This window comes from Bacillus sp. 2D03, assembly GCF_003946765.1.
GTDB lineage: Bacteria > Bacillota > Bacilli > Bacillales > Bacillaceae_G > Bacillus_A > Bacillus_A cereus.
Genome location: NZ_RPSJ01000002.1, coordinates 537,669 through 556,604, shown reverse-complemented (window position 1 = coordinate 556,604; position 18,936 = coordinate 537,669). Strand labels below are relative to the sequence as shown.

Genomic DNA, 18,936 nt, shown 5'->3' with positions numbered 1-18,936 from the left:
AACCGCTTATGCTTCATTTTTGAAGCATAAGCGGTTTTGTTTAAAATACTTAAAAAGAAAAATTTTTTGGTAAAGTACCACTTTTTATTACTGTTCTTAGCCCATGTTTTATAATCCAAGGATTAATAGGATGCTGTTTATCACGTAATTGCTGTAACCACTGAAAAACGAGTTCTTTATCTTCTTTCGTAATATCGTTAATATGATTGGCTACAGATTTTTGAACATATTTAGAAGGGTCATTCATTAATGGTTCAAGAAGCTGTAAATTGTACTTAAAATCACCTTTTAGAGCTCCTGTTTTTTTAGCCCAAGGAAGTCTTGGTCTCGTACCTTCAGAAACTAATCTTCTAATGTGGCTGTTTTTATCATGAATCCACTTTTGTAATATGTTTAGTGTGTCTTCATGGTATGTTTGAAGAAAAGGCCGAATGGCATATTCAGCAGTATTCCTTTTTGTTATTTCATACATGGCGTTGAATGAGGTTTCAAAGTCGTTAAGTCCATATTTTTCAATGTATTTTGCAAGAGGCATGTACATATATCCGTTTGTAAATGTGCCTACTTCTGTTGTATTTTCTGGGCCTAATGTTTTTAGTAATATATGTATTGCTTCATTAAAATCTTTTTGTAATGCATTATGTAATTCATCTGCTATTACTTCAATACGTTGTTTTAACCCTAAACCTTCAACTTTACATGTTACAGAGGATACAAAGTTTTTTTTAGAGAAATTCGGATCGTATTTACAAATAGAATCAGCTATTTTTTCTGCTAATTCTTCGCTAAATAAAAATTTTAACGGAACATAATTACCCATTTTTTCACCTCGGTGGTCAAATGAAAACAATTTTTATTTTTTAATCGACAAACCATAAACTAACGTCTCACTCGGAGTCGTAATACTAAAACCAGTCGTCTTATAATCAAGCTTCACTGTATCACCAGTGTAGTCTTTCGTGAATGAATCCATTTGTACGATAAGATCTGCATCTTCATATACAACATCATCTGCGTTATATGTATCCAAAATTAAATCGACATCAACGAAAATACTACAAGAGTTCGTCATTGTTCCTCTAATGCGAACGATCTTTTTATCTTCAAGTTCTAATCTATGTATAGCTGCTTTCGCTTCATCAGTAATGCGAATGTTCATTGTATCCCAACCTTTATTTATATTTCCTTTATTATTGCAAAAACAGGAGCAATAGGGAAGCAAAGAGGTTTGCAACAAAAAACGAGCAAACAAATTTGTTTGCTCGTTTCACTTTATTTTAGTTCACATTTATCAAGTGGAATCACTTTCGTTTTTTTCGTAAATTTATATCCTAACCATAGTACTAAGAAGAGTGGTAAACCGATGTAAGAAACAAGTACGCCGTTCCAATCGATTGATTCACCCATAAATGCGCCATAGTTTTGTCCTAAAATTACGATAATACAAAGAGTAAATGCGAAGAGTGGACCGAATGGGAACCATTTTGCTCTATATGGTAAGTCATTTAAATCTTTTCCTTGTGCGATATATGCTTTACGGAAACGGTAATGACTAATTGCAATTCCGACCCATGCGATAAAACCAGACATTCCGGATGCGTTTAATAACCAAATGTATACAACTCCGTCACCGAATAAAGAAGCAATGAAAGCAATACTACCAACAATTGACGTTACGATTAACGCGTTAACAGGTACACCGCGGCTATCTAATTTACCAAGAAACTTTGGTGCTTTTCCTTGGCGAGCTAAATCCCAAAGCATACGAGTTGATGCATACATACCAGAGTTACCAGCAGATAGTACAGCAGTTAAAATAACAGCGTTCATAACAGAAGCAGCAAAGGCAACGCCCGCTTTTTCGAAAATAAGTGTAAATGGACTTACTGTTACATCACTTGCGGCAAGACTTTCAGTTGTATAAGGAATTAATAAACCGATAACGAGAATCGCAAGAATATAGAATAAAAGAATACGCCAAAAGATCGAACGAATTGCTTTCGGAATATTACGCTCTGGATCAGAAGTTTCACCAGCAGCTACCCCAAGTAATTCAGTTCCTTGGAAGGAGAAACCAGCTGCCATAAATACACCGATAATTGCCATGATACCACCGTTAAATGGTGCATCAGCAACAGTGAAGTTTTTGAAGCCAACAGTTTCGCCCCCCATAATTCCGAAAATCATCATAAAGCCGACAATTAAAAAGATAATAATTGTAACTACTTTAATAAGTGCGAACCAATATTCAGATTCACCAAACCCTTTAACAGATAAATAGTTTAAAAGGAAAATAATAGCTAAACATAATCCGCTCCAAATAAGAGAAGGGGTATCTGGGAACCAAAATTTCATAATTAATGTTACGGCCGCTAGTTCTGCCGCAATTGTAATCGCCCAGTTATACCAATAGTTCCATCCAAGTGCAAAACCAAGTGATGGATCAACAAATTTTGTTGCATACGTACTAAAAGATCCAGTAACAGGCATGTAAGCTGCAAGTTCAGCTAAGCTTGTCATTAAGAAATATACCATAATTCCAATTGCGGCGTATGCGATTAGTGCACCGCCAGGACCAGCTGAATGAATGACACCACCGCTGGCAAGAAATAGTCCGGTACCGATTGTACCACCGAGAGAAATCATCGTAAGGTGACGCGATTTTAATCCGCGTTTTAATTCACCTTGTCCTTGTGTAGTTTGCGTTTTAGAGGTAGATTGATTTGTTGCGCTATTCATGTTCAACACTCCTTTTCTTGTAGGTTAGGAAGGAGCGGGGGAGAAAAATACAAAAAACCGCCAAAGGAATTTGGCGGAACGTTTCACAAATAACCACCCCATCATACCCTTCCGTTAAGATAGCACCCCACGTTTACACGGTAATTTTGTAAACGTGACAGTTCTGTTCCTTTCGGAGACAGCCCCAGCTCATATTTCCAGAGAAGAAATATAAACTTCGGCAACTTTTCCTTTCAAACGGAGTCAGTGACATTCTCTGTGTCTCGTCCGTTTTACTATTAAAAGTCGCAACCTCTACCTCATCGGATTGATGAGGATTTATATATTGCTAAGATTTTTAATATATGGCAATTGTAATGACTTTCTGAATATATTGCAAGATATTTTGTTAGGAAAAGTCAAAAAATATCGGTTATTGTATAGGAAACGCTTGCAAAACTCCACCCGAACCTACTATTATGTAGCAATAAGCAAAGAAAAAATTGTTATACAAATGTTTCGCAAAAAATATTGAAAAACCCTCTAAATAAAAAGAAAATTCAGAAAAATATAATTCGACATTCATGATAAAGTCATATTATTTGTTATAATTAAAGTAACGTTTAAGCAAAAAGGGGAAATCAAAATGAAATTAGAAACAGAAAGGCTCTATATAGTGCCGTGTACAGAAGAGAGTATTCAAGTCGCTAACGAGCAAGGATATAATAGCGGTCCGCATATTGTAGGGCATGTAGAGAATGTAAAACAAGATTCGGCTTTATTACCATGGGGGGCGTGGTATGTTCTTCGGAAAGAAGATGATAGCGTTTTAGGTGATATTGGGTTTAAAGGGAAACCAAAAGAGGATCAAACAGTAGAAATTGGCTATGGATTCATTGAGAAATATTGGAATCAGGGCTATGCAACAGAAGCTGTAAGAGAACTAATCGATTGGGCTTTCAAAACAGGAGAGGTAGAAACAATAATTGCAGAGACACTCATAGATAACTATAGTTCGATGCGTGTTTTAGAAAAGTTACATATGAAGAGAGTAAATGCTACAGAAACGATGATTAATTGGAAAATAGAAAAATAAAAAATACCGCTCTAAATTGAGCGGTATTTTTTTATAGTTATGGTAGCATTTGCTTCTGATCATTTGGATACTCAGCCGTTGATGCGTTAGGACGATTGGAATGATTTCGAACAGCAATGAAAATAGAAATAATAACGACAAGACCAACTGCAACGTAAGAAAGTGAAATAACAGTTGGATCCACTTTAAATGTAGTAAGCAGTGTACGAATATTTGTAAAGATAATAAGACCACCAACTAATACGCCAAGTAAATGGGGTGGAACGATGCGGACTAACCATGCAGCAATTGGAGCTGCGACAATACCGCCGAGCATTAAGGCAAATACCCAAACCCAGCTTACTTGTTCCCAGCCAAGTGAAATGAAAAAGCCGATTGTTGCAGCGAGTGAAACAGGAAATTCACTCGTATCTACAGATCCAATAACTTTTCTAGCTTCATTTCCTCTTGCTAGAAGAACAGGTGTCGTAATGGGCCCCCAACCACCGCCACCAGTTGAATCAACGAATCCAGCGAATAAACCAAGCGGCACAAGTTGTTTTGCAGACATACGTTTATTTGAAGTGACAATTTGTTTTTGAATGATGAATCGTAATAAAATATAAACCCCTAAAGTAAATAAAAATACGGAAATGTATGGTTTGATTACATCTCCGGGCAAATTACTTAAAAAACATGCCCCAACAAATGCGCCGATTGCCCCAGGTAATGTAAGCCTGGAAACTGTATATTTATCAACGTTTCCAAATTTGATATGAGATGCGCCGGAAGCTGCAGTTGTAACGACTTCAGCTAAATGAACTGATGCAGATGCAACAGCTGGTGCAATACCAAACATTAATAATAAAGAGGAAGACGTTACTCCATACGCCATTCCAAGTGCTCCATCGATCAATTGAGCGAAAAATCCAATAATAGCAAAGACAATTAATTTCTGCATAAATAATCCCCCTGTAATAATAAATGAAAAAGACACTTTTCCCGTATGAGAAAAGTGCCTTTGGTTTTTCCAATCAGCAATAATTAAATTTGTTTCATTATAATACATATTAATCGTATAAATCAACTAGGTTTTAAAGTTTTTGAATTGAATGAAAGAAAAATAAAATATACAATAAAAGGATGGAGAGAAAGGGGAGAAAGACATGTTACGATTTGATCATCTCGTTCACGCAGTTCATGGTACACCGGAGGAAGCGGCAAAACAAATGCAGGAACTTGGATTTCATACTGTATTAGGCGGAGAGCATAAGAATTGGGGTACTTGGAATAGTTTAAGTTATTTTGATTTATCATATATAGAATTTTTAGCAGTTCAACATGAAGAAAAAGCGAAAGAAGCAGAAAATCCATTAGTACAAGAAACAGTGGTGAAACTACAAAATGGAGAAGGAATGCTACAAATCGCGATCCGAACAGATGCAATTGAGGAGCTAGCAGTTAACTTTAATAAGTACGGCTTACATACGATAGGGCCATTTGAAGGGAAACGTATGAGAAAAGATGGCCGACTTTTAGAATGGAAAATGTTATTCGTTAAGCAAGAAGAGAACGGACCGAAATTACCTTTCTTTATACAGTGGAATGAAACGGACGAAGAAAGAAGAAACGATTTACGTAACAGTGGGACGATTACTGAACATAAAAACAAAGTGCAACAAATTGAAACGATTCATTACGCAGTAAAAAATGTTCGAGAAACAGTACGGAAATGGAAAGAAGTAATGGAGCTATCTACAAGCTTAGTTGTGAAAAATGAAAAATGGAATGCTGAGTGTCAAAGTGTATCGTTTGGTGACATTCAAGTACAGTTTTGTGAACCGGTTGGAGAAGGTCTAGTGCAAGAATACATAAAGAATCATGGCGAATATCCATTTGCAGTAGAGTTTAAAGGGGGAAATAAACGAGAGCATGAAGTGTTAGGGAGTTTGTACATATATTGATAGAGGTGAACGTTGTGGAAGAAATGCTTAGAGAGATAGAGAGAATACTAGAATGGCCTCGTATTGCAACGTGTACAGCTATTTCAAAAGGTTTTTCACATGAAGAGAAGTATAAAATTGAATTAAAGAATCAAGAAACCTATTTTGTAAAAGTATGTGATGCTGTTCATTTTGAACGTAAACAAGAAGAATATACGTATATGAAACAATTAGAGTCATTACATATTCCAACACCCAAGTTAATTCATTTCATAATAATTGAGAAATTAAATAAATGTGTTCAAGTATTTGAATGGACCCGAGGTATAAATGGTGAAGAAGGTTTAAAGAAGTTATCGGTGGAAGAACAGTATAATGCAGGAAGAAAAGCAGGGGAAGTATTAAAGAGGATTCACTCAATTGAAAGAGAAAGTGCAAGTAATAAATGGGAAACATCTAGATGGAATAAATACGAAAGATACATAGAGGCACTAACAGATTACGAGGTGAATTTTCTGGATTTGAAGCCAGTATTAACCTTTGTAGAAAATCATAAAGATTTATTGGGAAATCGTCCAATAAGATTTTTACATGATGACTTCCATCCAGCAAATAGCATGATTCATAATAAGGAATTTATCGTTATCGATTTTGGTGGATATGATTTTGGTGATCCAATACACGATTTTTATAACGTAGCGATTTTTACTATAAGAATAAGTAAACCATTTGCGGTTGGACAAGTTCACGGTTATTTCGGAGGCGAACCATCGCTTCATTTTTGGAAACTGTATACATTGTACGTCGCGATGACATTCCCAGCGGATATCGTTTGGACGAATCGAAGTACACCGCATTTAGTAGATGATATGAAGGAAAGATTAAATGGAATTTTAGAAGATCATAATCATTTTTCATCTTATATTCCAAAATGGTATCAATCAAGCGAATTTAATAAATAAAGGAGTAATTTATATGGATAAAATAGCAGTAATTTCAGATATTCACGGTAATATTCAAGCATTAGAATCCGTGTTGAATGATATTAAATTAAGAGGAATCGAGCGCATTATTTGCCTTGGAGATTTAGTAGGAAAAGGACCTCATTCCAGTGAAGCAGTTGAAATCATTCGTAAAGAATGTGAAGTAGTCGTAATGGGAAACTGGGATGATTTTATTACAAAGCCGACTGAATTTGAAGCATTGAAATGGCATCAAAAACAATTATCGGAAGAACAAAATGACTATTTAAGAAACTTACCATTTTCAATCGAGTTTTATATGAGTGGGAAATTCATTCGTATGTTTCACGCTTCACCGAGAAGTTTATATGAAAGAATTCAACCACACGCTTCAAGAGAAGAACGTATTAGTATGTTCGAAAATAGTGATCTGACGGAAAATATAGAAGGGGAAAGAAAACCAGATGTCGTTTGTTACGGTGACGTTCACCAAGCATTCGTTCAAAATTTCAGAGGGAAAACGTTATGTAATGCCGGTAGCGTAGGAAACCCACTTGAAATAACACAAGCTTCCTATTTAATATTTGAAGGAACTTACAATGAAAAAGAAGCAGCGAGCTTTTCTATTCAACTTGTACGAGTACCGTATGATATTGAATTAGCTATCAGACTAGCAGAAGAACTCGAAATGCCAGAAATTGAAGAATACAAACAAGAATTACGGACTGCTTTATATCGGGGGTTTAAGGGAAAGTAAGCTAATAATATATCAACGATTTTTCAAATATATCTATCATAACTTAAAATATATCAATGATTTTTTCGAGATATCAGCGATTCGAGAAAGGATATCAATTTACTGACAAATAGTGACATGAATTATTATCTATAATTATATTATGTCAACTAATTATAAAGGGAGATATCATGAACCGAAAACAAAGAATCAAAGAAATTGCAGATCATATTGTAAAGCTAAACTTAACCCATCCAATAAGAGTTGGAGTAAGCGGTATTACAGCCTCAGGAAAAACAACATTTGCAAACGAACTAGCGGAAAAAATAAAAAAACGAGGATTACCAGTAACACGCGCCAGCATTGATGATTTTCATAATCCAAGAGTGATTCGCTATACAAAAGGAAAAGAATCTGCAAGAGGGTATTATGAAGATGCACACGATTATACAGCTTTCAAAGAAAGATTATTAATGCCTTTAGGACCTAACGGAAATTTACAATATGAAACGATTTCTCATAACTTAATAACGGATATGCCTGTACATAATGAGCCACTATTGGCCACGCAAAATATGATATTAATAGTAGATGGAACGTTTCTATTGAAAAAAGACGTTACGCATTTATTTGATTACAAAATCTTTGTAGATACAGATTTTGAGATTGCGAGAAAACGTGGTGCAAAGCGGGAGACAGAAGCTTTTGGAAGTTATGAAGAAGCAGAGAAGATGTTTTTAAACAGATATCATGCTGCCTGTAAGATGTATATAGATGAGCATAATCCAAAAAGTTATGCGGATGTTGTATTTCGGAATAGTGATTTAGCAAATCCAGAAGTTATATTTCAAGAGCGAAAGTAATACATAATCAAAATTATATGTATAGCCTTTTATTTATAGTTATAATTCTCTTATAATTAAATTAACTTTAGAAAGTAAAAAACGGGGGATAAGGCAATAAAAAAACGTAAAAAGGGGACAGGGAATAGAATGAATGAAGTACTAGAACTAAAAGAAGAACTACTACAAATTAAAAATAATAATTATGCTGTACCAGAAGACGTAGATGCATATCCATATGCGCAGTGGATGCTAGATTATATCGGATCACCTGACGCTGAATTACGTGATGATTTAATTTATAGTACGCTTCATACATGGATTACAAATGATGTGTTTAGACAAAAAGAATTACGAGGGTTAATGCTACAAGCAATTAGTCCTGATTATTTATTTTATAAAATTGGTGAAAAGGGAACAGACTCTGTATTTAAACGTGCATTCTCCGTATTAATTCCACCACTTATTTTATCTGTTCATGAAAGGGAACCGTTGTTATCCGAAGAACAACTGTACAGTGTAGCAGAACAAGTGCTGGAATATGTATATTTAGAAGAAGATGTAAGAGGTTACGTAGAAGGAAAAGGCTGGGCACACTCTACTGCACATGCAGCAGATGCGCTTGATGCGTTAGCACGTACAATCCAAAATCGTGAATTTTCGTATGCGATTCTTGCAGCTGTTCGTCAGAAGGTACGCTTACATGACTACGTATACATTCACTTTGAGGATGAGAGATTAGTAGCACCAATTATGTCGTTACGTAACCAAAATCTTTTAACTGAAGAAGAGTGGAGCAATTGGCTACATAGCATAGCAATTGTTGAAGACATCCCGCATCCTCAATATGATATTTTAGTACAAAATATTAGAGCTTTCTTAAGAAGTTTATATTTCAGAGCTTTAGAGACAGAGGGTAGTACAGCCTTTACAGATGATATATTGGAAACTTTGAAGGATTTGCGTAGGTATTAAAAATGGTCCATTCTTAGAAACAATGAATAGATATTATTTTTGAAAATTTATTAGAAATTTATTTTTATATTGTACCCTTTCGTTATAGGTTGAAAGGGGTGTCAAATGAAAAAATTATTAAAGGCAGTGAAAATAATATTTTTAATGAGTGTTAGTATGATTTTCTTTGGAACAGGCGTTGTATTTATATATCATAACTATCAATTAAAAATGGAATCGAAATTAATGAAGAATGAAGGCGAACTTGTTAATTTCAATAATAAAAAAGTGAATGTTTATAATGAGGGGAGCGGGGAGGATACGTTTGTATTTATGGCCGGATCTGGAATTGCCGCTCCTGTTTATGAATTGAAAGGCCTATATAGTAAATTTTCGAAAGAAAACAAGATTTCTGTAATTGAGAGAGCTGGTTATGGATACAGTGATGTTTTTCAAGATGATAGAGATATTGATACGATATTAGAACAAACGAGAGAAGCGCTTATTCGAAGTGGAAATAAACCACCTTACATTTTAGTACCACACTCTCTATCGGGTATAGAGGCTATTTATTGGGCACAAAAATATCCAAGTGAAGTAAAAGGGATTATTGCGTTAGATATTGGTTTACCTAAACAGTATGTGACTAATAAAATAGGTATGGTTGATTCATTAAAAATAAAAGGGATGAATATTTTAACGGAAATTGGTTTTCAGAGATTAGCTCCCTCTATTACTTATAATCCCGAAGTCATTCGTCAATCCTTTTTAAACGAACAGGAAAAAGATATTTATAAAGCGCTTACGTATAAGAGGGCTTTTAATGATGATATGAAGCAAGAACTTTTACAAAGCTACACTAACGGTAAAAAATCAAATTCTTTATCGATCCCAAAAGAAACACCTATGTTATTTATAGATGCGATTGCTAGGCAATATAAAGATTCGAAGTATACAAAGCAAAAAAACGAAGATTATAAGGAGTTTGCTAGCAAGTTATTAATAGCTGATGTAAAAATAATTGAAGGTACACATAGTATTTATTTATATGCTCCTGATGAAATATACAAAATTGCTATGGATTTTATTAAGAATAAAGTAGTGAAGAACTAAACAATTGTAACTTTAGCGATGAAAGGCTTACATAATGAAAGTATATAATATATTAATTGTTGAAGACGATTTGATTATAGGAGATTTATTACAAAAAATTTTACAGCGTGAGAAGTATAGTGTGTGTTGGGAGAAAGAGGGAAGGAAAGTTCTTGATATAATTCATGAAATAGATTTAGTCGTAATGGATGTTATGTTACCAGGCGAAGATGGTTATCAAATTACAAAGAAAATAAAAAATCTAGGATTAAATATTCCAATTATATTTCTATCAGCAAGGAATGATATGGATAGTAAACTAAAAGGTTTGACCATTGGAGAAGAATACATGATAAAACCTTTTGACCCTAGAGAGTTGTTGTTAAGGATTCAGAAAATGTTAGATAATCAATATGGTACGTTCACGCAAATTAACCATTTATTTATAGATGCAGAATATAAAAGAGTTTTTATTAATGATTTGCGTAATGAAGTTGCTTTTACAGCAATTGAACGTAAAATATTCTTTTATTTATATGAAAATAGAGATAGAGTTTTATCTAAAGAACACTTCTATGATTACCTATGGCAACTCGAAGATAGAAATCAAAATATCATGAACGTACATATAAAGAAAATTAGAACCAAAATTGATGATAAAACAGGTGATATTATTCAGAACATATATGGAGAAGGGTATAGATTAAATACCTATATGAAGAAATGAATTTAAAGAAAAAATATCAGTTACTATTATTCTCCGCTATTATTAGCGTACCACTGTTATTGTTATCAATTAGTATCTTAGTATCAGTTATTTATAATGTTGTCTTTAAAACTAAAAATCAGAACATTCCTTTTCACGAATCCTATGCATATCCTACGATGTTAATCATATTTTTATTATCACTATTAATATTAGCTTTTGTATTTTCAAAATCGATTAACACAGTATTAAATAAAATTAATGTATTAAGTCAAACGATTCGAGATTTAGCTAGTGATAAAAAAATCCCTAATATAATAAATGTTAAAAGCGATGATGAAATGGGAGAGCTGATTAAATCAGTGAACTTGCTTATAGAAAGAACAACTTATCGAGAATTAGAACTACAACAACAGGAACAAATAAAAAAGGAACTATTAAATAAATTACGGCATGATATTAATACACCCTTAACAGCGGTCAGATTACAATTATATTATTTAGAAGGTGAGTACAAGGAACAAGCACCAGTACTTGAATCAATGTATGAGCAGATACAATATATAAGTGATTTAACTAACGAATTTAATATTCAATCTACAGAAACCTTAGAGAATACTTATATTGTGAATGATGAAGTTAATATACATAATTTAATAGAAAATATGATTAAAAAATGGAGCTATTTGTATAGCATTCATAAAATTGAATTAGTATATAATCCACAAGATAAAGAGTTGATATGGAATAGTAATGAGTTATGGATTCAAAGGTTATTTGATAATATTTTTCAAAATGTCCTTAAACATTCAAAAGCTAAAAAACTCAAAATTAATATAGACGAAAATATTGTTTCTTTTAGAGATAATGGGATTGGGTTTGATATAAATAGTAAAGGTACAGGACTTGGTTTGAAAAATATTGAAGATATATCAAAGATGTTCGACATAAAATACACTTTACAATCAAATAGTGAGGGTACTATGTTTTCATTTGAAAATACTAAAGTTTAGAGCAAATTACATAAAACCAACACCTCCCAACCATACTAATAAAATGTTTTGGAGGTGAGTTTAATGGACAAAAAAGACTTTGAAAAAGTATATAATGATTATTTACATCAAGGGGAAGAGCAAGCTCAATTTGAAATAGCTCAGGAAGTTACTTCAGGAGCAGAACAAATTGTTGCTGTTCGTAAAAATGATGAAGGTGATTTGATTGCTTTTAAAACAAGTAGCGGGAGAGAGTTAGATTATATGACTGCTCTTAGTGAAGCAAAATCAGGGAAGTTAGCTCATGTGGACGTATTTCATAAGTATGGCAGAGATATTATACGTAGTGAACCTGATGGAATAAAGGAAAATAACTTAGATAATTTACCTTCATTTTAAACGGGTAAACCTCAAGAAGAGAATGTTCATTACGATATTCTCTTCTTTGTGTTGCGAAGTTTTCCTTGCAAATAGACGATTCATTTTTAAAGAGCGATCATACTTTTAAAGAGCGCTCTAAATTTCTCTTTATCTTCTGCTGTAAATGGTTTCGGTCCCTTTGTACGTTTACCACTTTTTCGAACCATTGCACTTAAATATCGTGTTTGTAACAATTGTTCAATGTTATCATTCGTATACTTATAGCCTTTATGGTGTAGAACGATACAGCCTTTTGCTAATGCAAGCGAAGCAAGACCGTAATCTTGCGTTACGATTAAATCTTCTTTTTTTGCTAATTGCATAATTCGGTAATCGGCAGCATCTGCTCCGGAATCAACATAAATTGTTTCCACACCTTTAGGTTGCTGAGCATTAGAATAATGAGAAAAGCTAGTAACGAGCGTTACAGGGATTTCTGCATTCGTAGCCTCAAAAATAATTACATCTTTTACAGGGCAAGCATCTGCATCAACGTAAATTTTCATCTTTATCACTCCTATAACTAGGTTCGTGTTGATAATAATGGTAGATTTAGGTTTTGTCAAACAAGTAATATCTTCCACAATTTAATACATATGTATTTGTATAAAATGAACGAATATTTTGAACTAAATAACGAATATACTATAGATTTTAATAAGTGGTTATATGTAGTGATTTGAAAATTTCTTAATACGAAAGTATTAGGAAGTTTTATTTGAATTTCATTCTGCGGATTGATTTTTAATAGTGTTTATTTGGATAAAATAGCAATAGAATATATATAAATAAAATGTATTTTAAATTAGAGGATCATTTCATGTTACTGCTCTATGCAATGGTTTCAAAAGATAAGTAAGTCTGAAATTAATCAGGAGGGCCGAATGAGGAGTTTCGATTTATCACAAACAACTATTAATATATCAAAAAATGATCTTATTCATAAAACGAATGATGATAAGTATTGGGTGTATGAAGTGATTTTTCAATCGCATGAAGGCATACCACCTCATAGCCATCCATTTGGAGAAGATTGTGCGGTTGTGTTGTCAGGTCATTTGGATTATTATATTTCAAATAAAATAATGATTCGTGCATCAAAAGGAGAGATAGTGTTTGGGTGGAAGAACCATATACATGGCTATAAAAATAATGAAACAGAACCATTGCATTTATTAATTTTTGTTGCGCCGAATAAAATTGGGCTAGAATATTTATCTGATGATGATCCGAAAATTGTGCACGTACCGGAAGAAAAGCGAATAATGAAGCTTTCCGAATATCAAGTAGTACATTCTCCTTTTTCTTCTTTTGAAAGAATAAAAATAGATGGTGAATATTCAGAAGCATATAATGAGAATGGACTTATGGCGTTTATTGATATCGAAAATAAACAAATGTATATATTTGAGGGTGAGAATGTGGAGATAAAAACTTCAAATCCCATAATATTTATTAAGTATACAGCTAGATTGTGAGAATGGAGAGTTGCTTTTCTCTATTTATAATAAATGTGTAGTTAAGAATATTAAAGAGGAATATTTTACAGAAAATAGGGGATGAGTTTTATTATTTAACTTGTAGATAACGAAATAGAAATGACCATTTATTGAGGAGAGCGATATTTATATGCAGTTATATTTTTATAATGAAAACTTCAGAAATATAATAAATCAATATACATTGTCAGAAGAGCAGCTTTGTTATACAGGTTTACCTAAAAAGCTTGTAAAACTATCGAGTGAGGATTCAAATCGGCATTCAATTTTAGCTATGAAAGATAATGAGCTTGTAACGTTTTTTATTTTACATAAAAATGACGGGGTTAAACCATATACAAATAATGAAAAATCTATTTTAATAAGAGCATTTTCAACAGATTTTCACCATCAAGGGAAAGGATATGCAAAACAAGCTTTAAAGATATTACCTGACTTTGTCCGAAATAACTTCTTAGGTATAAATAAAATTATTTTAGCAGTAAACGTTAAAAATGTAGCTGCACAATCTTTATATAAAAAATGTGGTTTTTGTGATAATGGGGTTAGAAGGATGGGACGGAAAGGTGAATTAATCATAATGAGTTACAATTTATAAGAATCATTCTTAGAAGTAGGGAAGAAAGATAAAGAAAAACGAAAAATTTCGAAAAGAAAGCCCCTGTATCAATCATCAGGAGCTTTCTTATAATTTAATTTTGGAATTAAGCTTCTTTTCATTATTTTTTGCTTATTTATTATCTGGAGTCAATGAATAAAGAAGTTTTAAATGTATTAAAAAGTTATTTTATTTCCCACAAACCAAAATAGCCTCCCGCAAACGAGAAATACCTTCCTCAATTTGATCAATATCCACTTTTCCATAAGATAAACGAATATAACCATCTTTCGCGCCGAAAATACTACCAGGCATAAAAGCAATTTCTTGTTTTAAGCTTTGCATAATGAGTTGTTTTTCGTTTATCGGTTCTTTTAATTTTCCCCATATGTAAATACCACCAGTAGGGTTTGAAAAAGAGATTTTATCATGAAGTTGCTCGTTTAGAGCACGAACAATAACGTCTCTTTTTTCTGCTAGTTGTTTTCGTAACGGTACGATATGCGACTGAAATGGTACAGTTTCGAAAAACTGCTGCATAAGCCACTGCGGGAATATGCTCATACCTAATTCCATTTGGTGCCGTGCGTCGGATAATCTTTCTACTACAGATTGCGGAGCAACGAGCCAGCCGACTCGTAATCCTGGCGCAATCATTTTTGATAAAGAATGTACATAAATGACTGTTCCGTTTTCATCTATTGATTTCAAAGTAGGACAAGGCTGTTTCTTTTCTAGCGTCAGCAAGCTGGATGGATCATCTTCAACGATTGCAATTCGTAAATCTGCGCAAAGTGATAACAGTGTTTTTCTACGGTTTGGATGAAGCATCGTTCCCGTAGGGTTTTGGAAATTTGGATTTAAAAAGATCATTTTAATACGGTGTTTTCTATATAACTCCTGTACATCGTCTGGATTAATCCCATGTTCATCGACAGGTAATGGGAAAATACGAATACCTGCTGATTGGAATAGAGGCAGGGAATAACAGTGTGAAGGACTTTCGAAAGCAACAGCATCACCGGGATTTAATAAACATTGTACGATAAGGTGAAGTGCTTGCTGTGCACCAGATGTAATCATAATGGATTGTTCAGTCGCCTCAACTTTTAAATATTCTTTCATATATTTTACGACCGCTTGTCTTAGCGGGAGATAGCCTTGCGGATGATCATAACTTAATGAATGCGTTAACGGTTGTTCTCGTAAAATCGTTTGTAGTTGATCGTGAGGATAAAGATTACAGCCGAGCTCTCCGTTTGCAAAATCTATAATATTTTCATTTTGTTGTATTTCTGCCCGAATATGGCGAAGTAACGGTAAGTTTGGTAAAAACGTACCACCTTCTACGAAATTTCTCCAGTTCGGCGTTAATGTTGGAGAAACGCCCCACATATGTGTACTTACACGTGTACCTTTACCAGTCGTACTTTCTACAATTCCCATAGCACGTAACTCATTATAAGCAGTCGTTACTGTACTACGGTTTACATTTAACTGCGTAGCTAATTTCCGTTCGGAAGGTAGGAAGCTTCCTGGAGGAAGTTCTCCGTATGTAATACGTTTCTCAATAAAGTCAACAACTTGCTGATAAATAGGGATTTTACTGTCATTATCTAGCTTCCATTCCATAAAAAACGCCTCCGTATCTCTTATATAAATCCAGTATAGCAAATTGGCTGGGTAAAAAAACAGCCAATTGGACGGTGTTATATCCAGCCAATTTTACTATGCTAAATATGGAAGGGGAGATTCGGATGAAACGATGGCAAATGGAATGGCTCCTAGTATCAGTTGCGTTAGTATGGGGAGCAAATTATACAATAGGAAAGTATGGCGTGGCATTTATGTCATCCATTCAATTTAATAGTTTACGATTTTTAGTAGCATCACCGGTATTATTACTTATTACTTTTATGATGGAACGCTCATTACGTATTGAAAGAAAAGATTGGTTACGATTAGTAGCAGTCGGCATCGTTGGTACGACAATGTATCAAACGATGTTTATGCTATCCGTGAAATATACTTCAGCAACGAACGCCTCATTATTAATTGCGATGTCCCCTATTTTTACAGGGATATTAGCAGTATTGCACAAACAAGAACGTTTTTCGATGAAAGTACAAATTGGTTCAATCGTAGCGTTTATTGGTGCAGCATTCGTTTTATTAACAGGACACACAGGAGGAGCTACTTACGAGTATGCGTGGCTCGGAAATATAATTGGATTAGTCGCAGCAATTGCGTGGGGATGGTACCCAATTTTAGCACAACCTCTTATTACAAAGTACTCCGCAATGAGAGTCACATCATGGTCTACTTTAATTGGAATTGTACCTCTCGTTATATACTGTTTATTCAACGTAAACACACTAACGTGGCCAGTAGATACACCAAGCTGGGAATCACTAGCATATTCAATCGTCTTTGCGACCATATTCGGACTTGCAATGTGGTATGTCGGTATTAGTAAAATAGGCTCAACGAAAGTAATGGTTTATATGTATCTTGTGCCATTGTTTGCAGTGATCTTTGCGGCAGTAACAATTGGAGAGCAAATTAATTTGATGCAACTAGTTGGCGGGCTTATTATCTTCATCGGTTTATATGTTGTAAAAAAAGGTGGAATCAAAAAGCCAGCTCTCAATTTGAAAAAAGTAAGTTAACAGTAAAAAGGATCTCTTTCATATAGAAGGAGATCCTTTTTGTTTTTGTAATAAAAGCGCTTGTTCAACGGCCCATTTTTGATGATCGTGTATGAGAAGCTTTATAGCATGCAATGGAGACATCCACCTTAGAACATGATCCTCCTCACAGTTTTCAGTTTGTTTCTGCACCATATTCGCAATATAAAAAAATCCATCGTTTAAATAATATATATCTTCCTTTTCTGCATAAAAATATCGAGCCGCATTACCGATATACTGATCAATTTTAATTGCCCATCCTAATTCCTCTAGTAGTTCACGGTGCAAACATTCTTCTTTTGTTTCATTACCTTCCATACCGCCACCAGGTAAAAAGTAACGGTCACCTTTTTGGATAACAGCAATCTTTGAAGAAGTTGAGTTGAAAATAATTGCATAACAACTAGGTCGTAATACATATTGCTCAGTAGGCTTTTTATAGCCAAAAGTAAGTTTAGATATCATAAAACACGTCACCTCTCTATAAAATACATAAAAGGAATAATAAGGTAAAACAAAATTGTATAAGTATAATCTTACGAGATTGGAGTGATAACAAAATGATAAATCGAAAGTGTACGCGCTGTAAAGAAATTACAGGTACATTGCACGGTGGTAAAAAAATTAAGGAAGAATTTCTATGTGAGGACTGTTTGCAAAAAGGAATTAAAAGCGGGGAAATCGAATTATCACAAGTGGAGCAAGAACAAACTTCGTATCTTTCTATAAAAATATTAAAAATAATGAGTGTGATTTATTTAATAGTATCTATTATAATCGCTATTTCTGCTGGAGCATTTATACAGGATCCAGGGTTTGGTGGAATATCCTTTTCAATAACAGGTGCAGTTGGTGTTATGATAATTGGATCGATATTCCAGTCTGTTCTCGTATTTTGCGGGATATGGGTATTTATCCTTTTAGTAGAAACAGTCATTAAAATTTATGAAAAAATGAAGTGAGTGAGAGGGAGAAACATATGCGAGTAAGAAACATCCAAGGGGAAGATTATGTAAAGATTCATTCTGTTTTAAATGATTGGTGGGGCGGGAGAGACATGGCTGCCATGTTGCCAAAATTGTTTTTCGTTCACTTTCAAGAAACGAGTTTTATCATTGAAGAAGAAGGAGAAACGTTAGGTTTCTTATGTGGATTTTTTTCACAAACATATAAAGATGAAGCATACGTTCATTTTATCGGTGTAAATCCGAAGTATAGAAGAAGAGGAATCGCATCGACATTGTATTCTTATTTCTTTGATGTCGCTCGTGCAAATAATCGTAAAGTTGTAAAAGCAATTACGTCACCAACTAATAAAAAGTCGATACAGTTTCATCAAGAAATCGGTTTTCGAATTGAGGCTGGGGATGATGAAGTAGAGGGTGTATCGGTACATACAAATTATGATGGGAATGGCTTGAGTAGAGTTTTATTTTTGAAAAATGTGTAGATAAAAGGGGAATGATTGCATGGATATGCAGCAACGGAGAATGTTAGTAGCAGGAATTGTTTTAGCAGTAGTGTTAGGGGTAGGCTATTTTTCGACAAACGTATTACAAACTTTCTCAATCGTATGTTTAGCAGTAGCGATTGTATTTGGGGTTATAGGTAGCATACAAAAGAAACGTCAAAACAAGAATTAAAAATTTGAAAATTTTATGATACCTCAAAAATTCTCGTTTTAGGGTATTTGTTTTTCTTAGCTTAAT

General features: G+C 33.8%; 23 protein-coding genes and 1 riboswitch. Of the genes, 16 read left to right on the top strand and 7 right to left on the bottom strand.

Features of this window, described 5'->3' with window-relative positions; translation table 11 throughout:
• Window positions 1-49 precede the first annotated feature (49 nt).
• The 3 genes from EBQ15_RS07945 to EBQ15_RS07930 all read right to left on the bottom strand — a co-directional run bounded on the left by EBQ15_RS07945 (window position 50) and on the right by EBQ15_RS07930 (window position 2,739).
• On the bottom strand, window positions 50-820 hold the full coding sequence (locus tag EBQ15_RS07945; RefSeq protein WP_000528937.1) for a DNA alkylation repair protein: 771 nt from the start codon (window positions 818-820) through the stop codon (window positions 50-52).
• 33 nt (window positions 821-853) lie between these two features.
• Complete coding sequence (locus EBQ15_RS07940; RefSeq protein WP_001026166.1) at window positions 854-1,159, bottom strand: iron-sulfur cluster biosynthesis family protein; 306 nt, start codon at window positions 1,157-1,159, stop codon at window positions 854-856.
• A 113-nt stretch (window positions 1,160-1,272) separates the two neighbouring features.
• Window positions 1,273-2,739, bottom strand: a complete 1,467-nt coding sequence (locus EBQ15_RS07930; protein ID WP_001083387.1) for an amino acid permease — start codon at window positions 2,737-2,739, stop codon at window positions 1,273-1,275.
• Window positions 2,740-2,851: 112 nt separating this feature from the next.
• Window positions 2,852-3,044: riboswitch (Lysine riboswitch) on the bottom strand.
• A 320-nt stretch (window positions 3,045-3,364) separates the two neighbouring features.
• Here EBQ15_RS07930 and EBQ15_RS07925 point away from each other — a divergent pair.
• The gene (locus EBQ15_RS07925) at window positions 3,365-3,814 is read left to right on the top strand and encodes a GNAT family N-acetyltransferase (RefSeq protein WP_000764633.1); all 450 of its coding nucleotides are present in this window, start codon (window positions 3,365-3,367) and stop codon (window positions 3,812-3,814) included.
• A 37-nt stretch (window positions 3,815-3,851) separates the two neighbouring features.
• Here the strand turns inward: EBQ15_RS07925 and EBQ15_RS07920 are convergent, their stop codons facing one another.
• A complete protein-coding gene (locus EBQ15_RS07920; protein WP_001170721.1) occupies window positions 3,852-4,754 on the bottom strand; it encodes a sulfite exporter TauE/SafE family protein in 903 nt (300 codons plus the stop codon).
• A 205-nt stretch (window positions 4,755-4,959) separates the two neighbouring features.
• On the opposite strand from EBQ15_RS07920, the gene EBQ15_RS07915 reads away from it, so the two are divergent.
• From EBQ15_RS07915 to EBQ15_RS07875, 9 genes are all read left to right on the top strand, one after another.
• A complete protein-coding gene (locus EBQ15_RS07915; protein ID WP_000943342.1) occupies window positions 4,960-5,757 on the top strand; it encodes a VOC family protein in 798 nt (265 codons plus the stop codon).
• A 14-nt stretch (window positions 5,758-5,771) separates the two neighbouring features.
• A complete protein-coding gene (locus tag EBQ15_RS07910) occupies window positions 5,772-6,698 on the top strand; it encodes an aminoglycoside phosphotransferase family protein (RefSeq protein ID WP_001986396.1) in 927 nt (308 codons plus the stop codon).
• 13 nt (window positions 6,699-6,711) lie between these two features.
• Window positions 6,712-7,455, top strand: coding sequence for a metallophosphoesterase family protein (locus EBQ15_RS07905; RefSeq protein ID WP_000357661.1), 744 nt, complete (start codon window positions 6,712-6,714; stop codon window positions 7,453-7,455).
• 170 nt (window positions 7,456-7,625) lie between these two features.
• Window positions 7,626-8,297 (top strand): nucleoside/nucleotide kinase family protein, encoded by a 672-nt coding sequence (locus EBQ15_RS07900; protein ID WP_001080554.1) that lies wholly within the window; start codon window positions 7,626-7,628, stop codon window positions 8,295-8,297.
• 129 nt (window positions 8,298-8,426) lie between these two features.
• A complete protein-coding gene (locus EBQ15_RS07895; RefSeq protein ID WP_001006671.1) occupies window positions 8,427-9,251 on the top strand; it encodes a DUF2785 domain-containing protein in 825 nt (274 codons plus the stop codon).
• Between the two features lie 105 nt (window positions 9,252-9,356).
• Window positions 9,357-10,343 carry an alpha/beta fold hydrolase gene (locus EBQ15_RS07890; protein ID WP_000734816.1) on the top strand — a complete coding sequence of 329 codons (987 nt, stop codon included), beginning with the start codon at window positions 9,357-9,359 and terminating at the stop codon, window positions 10,341-10,343.
• 34 nt (window positions 10,344-10,377) lie between these two features.
• Window positions 10,378-11,049, top strand: a complete 672-nt coding sequence (locus EBQ15_RS07885) for a response regulator transcription factor (protein ID WP_000870368.1) — start codon at window positions 10,378-10,380, stop codon at window positions 11,047-11,049.
• A complete protein-coding gene (locus tag EBQ15_RS07880) occupies window positions 11,046-12,041 on the top strand; it encodes a sensor histidine kinase (protein ID WP_001049597.1) in 996 nt (331 codons plus the stop codon). Before EBQ15_RS07885 ends, EBQ15_RS07880 begins: the two co-directional genes overlap by 4 nt.
• A 63-nt stretch (window positions 12,042-12,104) precedes the next feature.
• Window positions 12,105-12,419: a DUF3892 domain-containing protein gene (locus EBQ15_RS07875; RefSeq protein WP_000358163.1), complete on the top strand. Its 315-nt coding sequence runs from the start codon at window positions 12,105-12,107 to the stop codon at window positions 12,417-12,419.
• Window positions 12,420-12,505: 86 nt separating this feature from the next.
• Here EBQ15_RS07875 and EBQ15_RS07870 read toward each other — a convergent pair whose 3' ends face one another.
• On the bottom strand, window positions 12,506-12,946 hold the full coding sequence (locus EBQ15_RS07870) for a YaiI/YqxD family protein (RefSeq protein WP_000708768.1): 441 nt from the start codon (window positions 12,944-12,946) through the stop codon (window positions 12,506-12,508).
• A gap of 378 nt (window positions 12,947-13,324) precedes the next feature.
• On the opposite strand from EBQ15_RS07870, the gene EBQ15_RS07865 reads away from it, so the two are divergent.
• Together EBQ15_RS07865 and EBQ15_RS07860 are read left to right on the top strand one after the other, a co-directional pair.
• Window positions 13,325-13,918 carry a cupin domain-containing protein gene (locus EBQ15_RS07865; protein ID WP_001255979.1) on the top strand — a complete coding sequence of 198 codons (594 nt, stop codon included), beginning with the start codon at window positions 13,325-13,327 and terminating at the stop codon, window positions 13,916-13,918.
• 151 nt (window positions 13,919-14,069) lie between these two features.
• The gene (locus tag EBQ15_RS07860) at window positions 14,070-14,537 is read left to right on the top strand and encodes a GNAT family N-acetyltransferase (RefSeq protein ID WP_001177780.1); all 468 of its coding nucleotides are present in this window, start codon (window positions 14,070-14,072) and stop codon (window positions 14,535-14,537) included.
• Between the two features lie 189 nt (window positions 14,538-14,726).
• Here the strand turns inward: EBQ15_RS07860 and pdxR are convergent, their stop codons facing one another.
• A complete protein-coding gene (pdxR, locus tag EBQ15_RS07855) occupies window positions 14,727-16,169 on the bottom strand; it encodes a MocR-like pyridoxine biosynthesis transcription factor PdxR (RefSeq protein ID WP_000454889.1) in 1,443 nt (480 codons plus the stop codon).
• A gap of 125 nt (window positions 16,170-16,294) precedes the next feature.
• Here pdxR and EBQ15_RS07850 point away from each other — a divergent pair, with 125 nt between their 5' ends.
• Window positions 16,295-17,206: a DMT family transporter gene (locus EBQ15_RS07850; RefSeq protein WP_000832957.1), complete on the top strand. Its 912-nt coding sequence runs from the start codon at window positions 16,295-16,297 to the stop codon at window positions 17,204-17,206.
• A gap of 18 nt (window positions 17,207-17,224) precedes the next feature.
• On the opposite strand, the gene EBQ15_RS07845 is transcribed toward EBQ15_RS07850, so the two are convergent.
• The gene (locus EBQ15_RS07845) at window positions 17,225-17,692 is read right to left on the bottom strand and encodes an NUDIX hydrolase (RefSeq protein WP_000624028.1); all 468 of its coding nucleotides are present in this window, start codon (window positions 17,690-17,692) and stop codon (window positions 17,225-17,227) included.
• Window positions 17,693-17,787: 95 nt separating this feature from the next.
• On the opposite strand from EBQ15_RS07845, the gene EBQ15_RS07840 reads away from it, so the two are divergent.
• From EBQ15_RS07840 to EBQ15_RS31075, 3 genes are read left to right on the top strand one after another with little or no spacing between them, the layout of a single operon-like run.
• Window positions 17,788-18,189: a DUF3980 domain-containing protein gene (locus EBQ15_RS07840; protein WP_000610505.1), complete on the top strand. Its 402-nt coding sequence runs from the start codon at window positions 17,788-17,790 to the stop codon at window positions 18,187-18,189.
• Window positions 18,190-18,206: 17 nt separating this feature from the next.
• Window positions 18,207-18,677 carry a GNAT family N-acetyltransferase gene (locus tag EBQ15_RS07835; protein WP_001266058.1) on the top strand — a complete coding sequence of 157 codons (471 nt, stop codon included), beginning with the start codon at window positions 18,207-18,209 and terminating at the stop codon, window positions 18,675-18,677.
• A 19-nt stretch (window positions 18,678-18,696) separates the two neighbouring features.
• Window positions 18,697-18,870, top strand: a complete 174-nt coding sequence (locus tag EBQ15_RS31075) for a hypothetical protein (protein ID WP_000367555.1) — start codon at window positions 18,697-18,699, stop codon at window positions 18,868-18,870.
• Window positions 18,871-18,936: the final 66 nt, after the last annotated feature.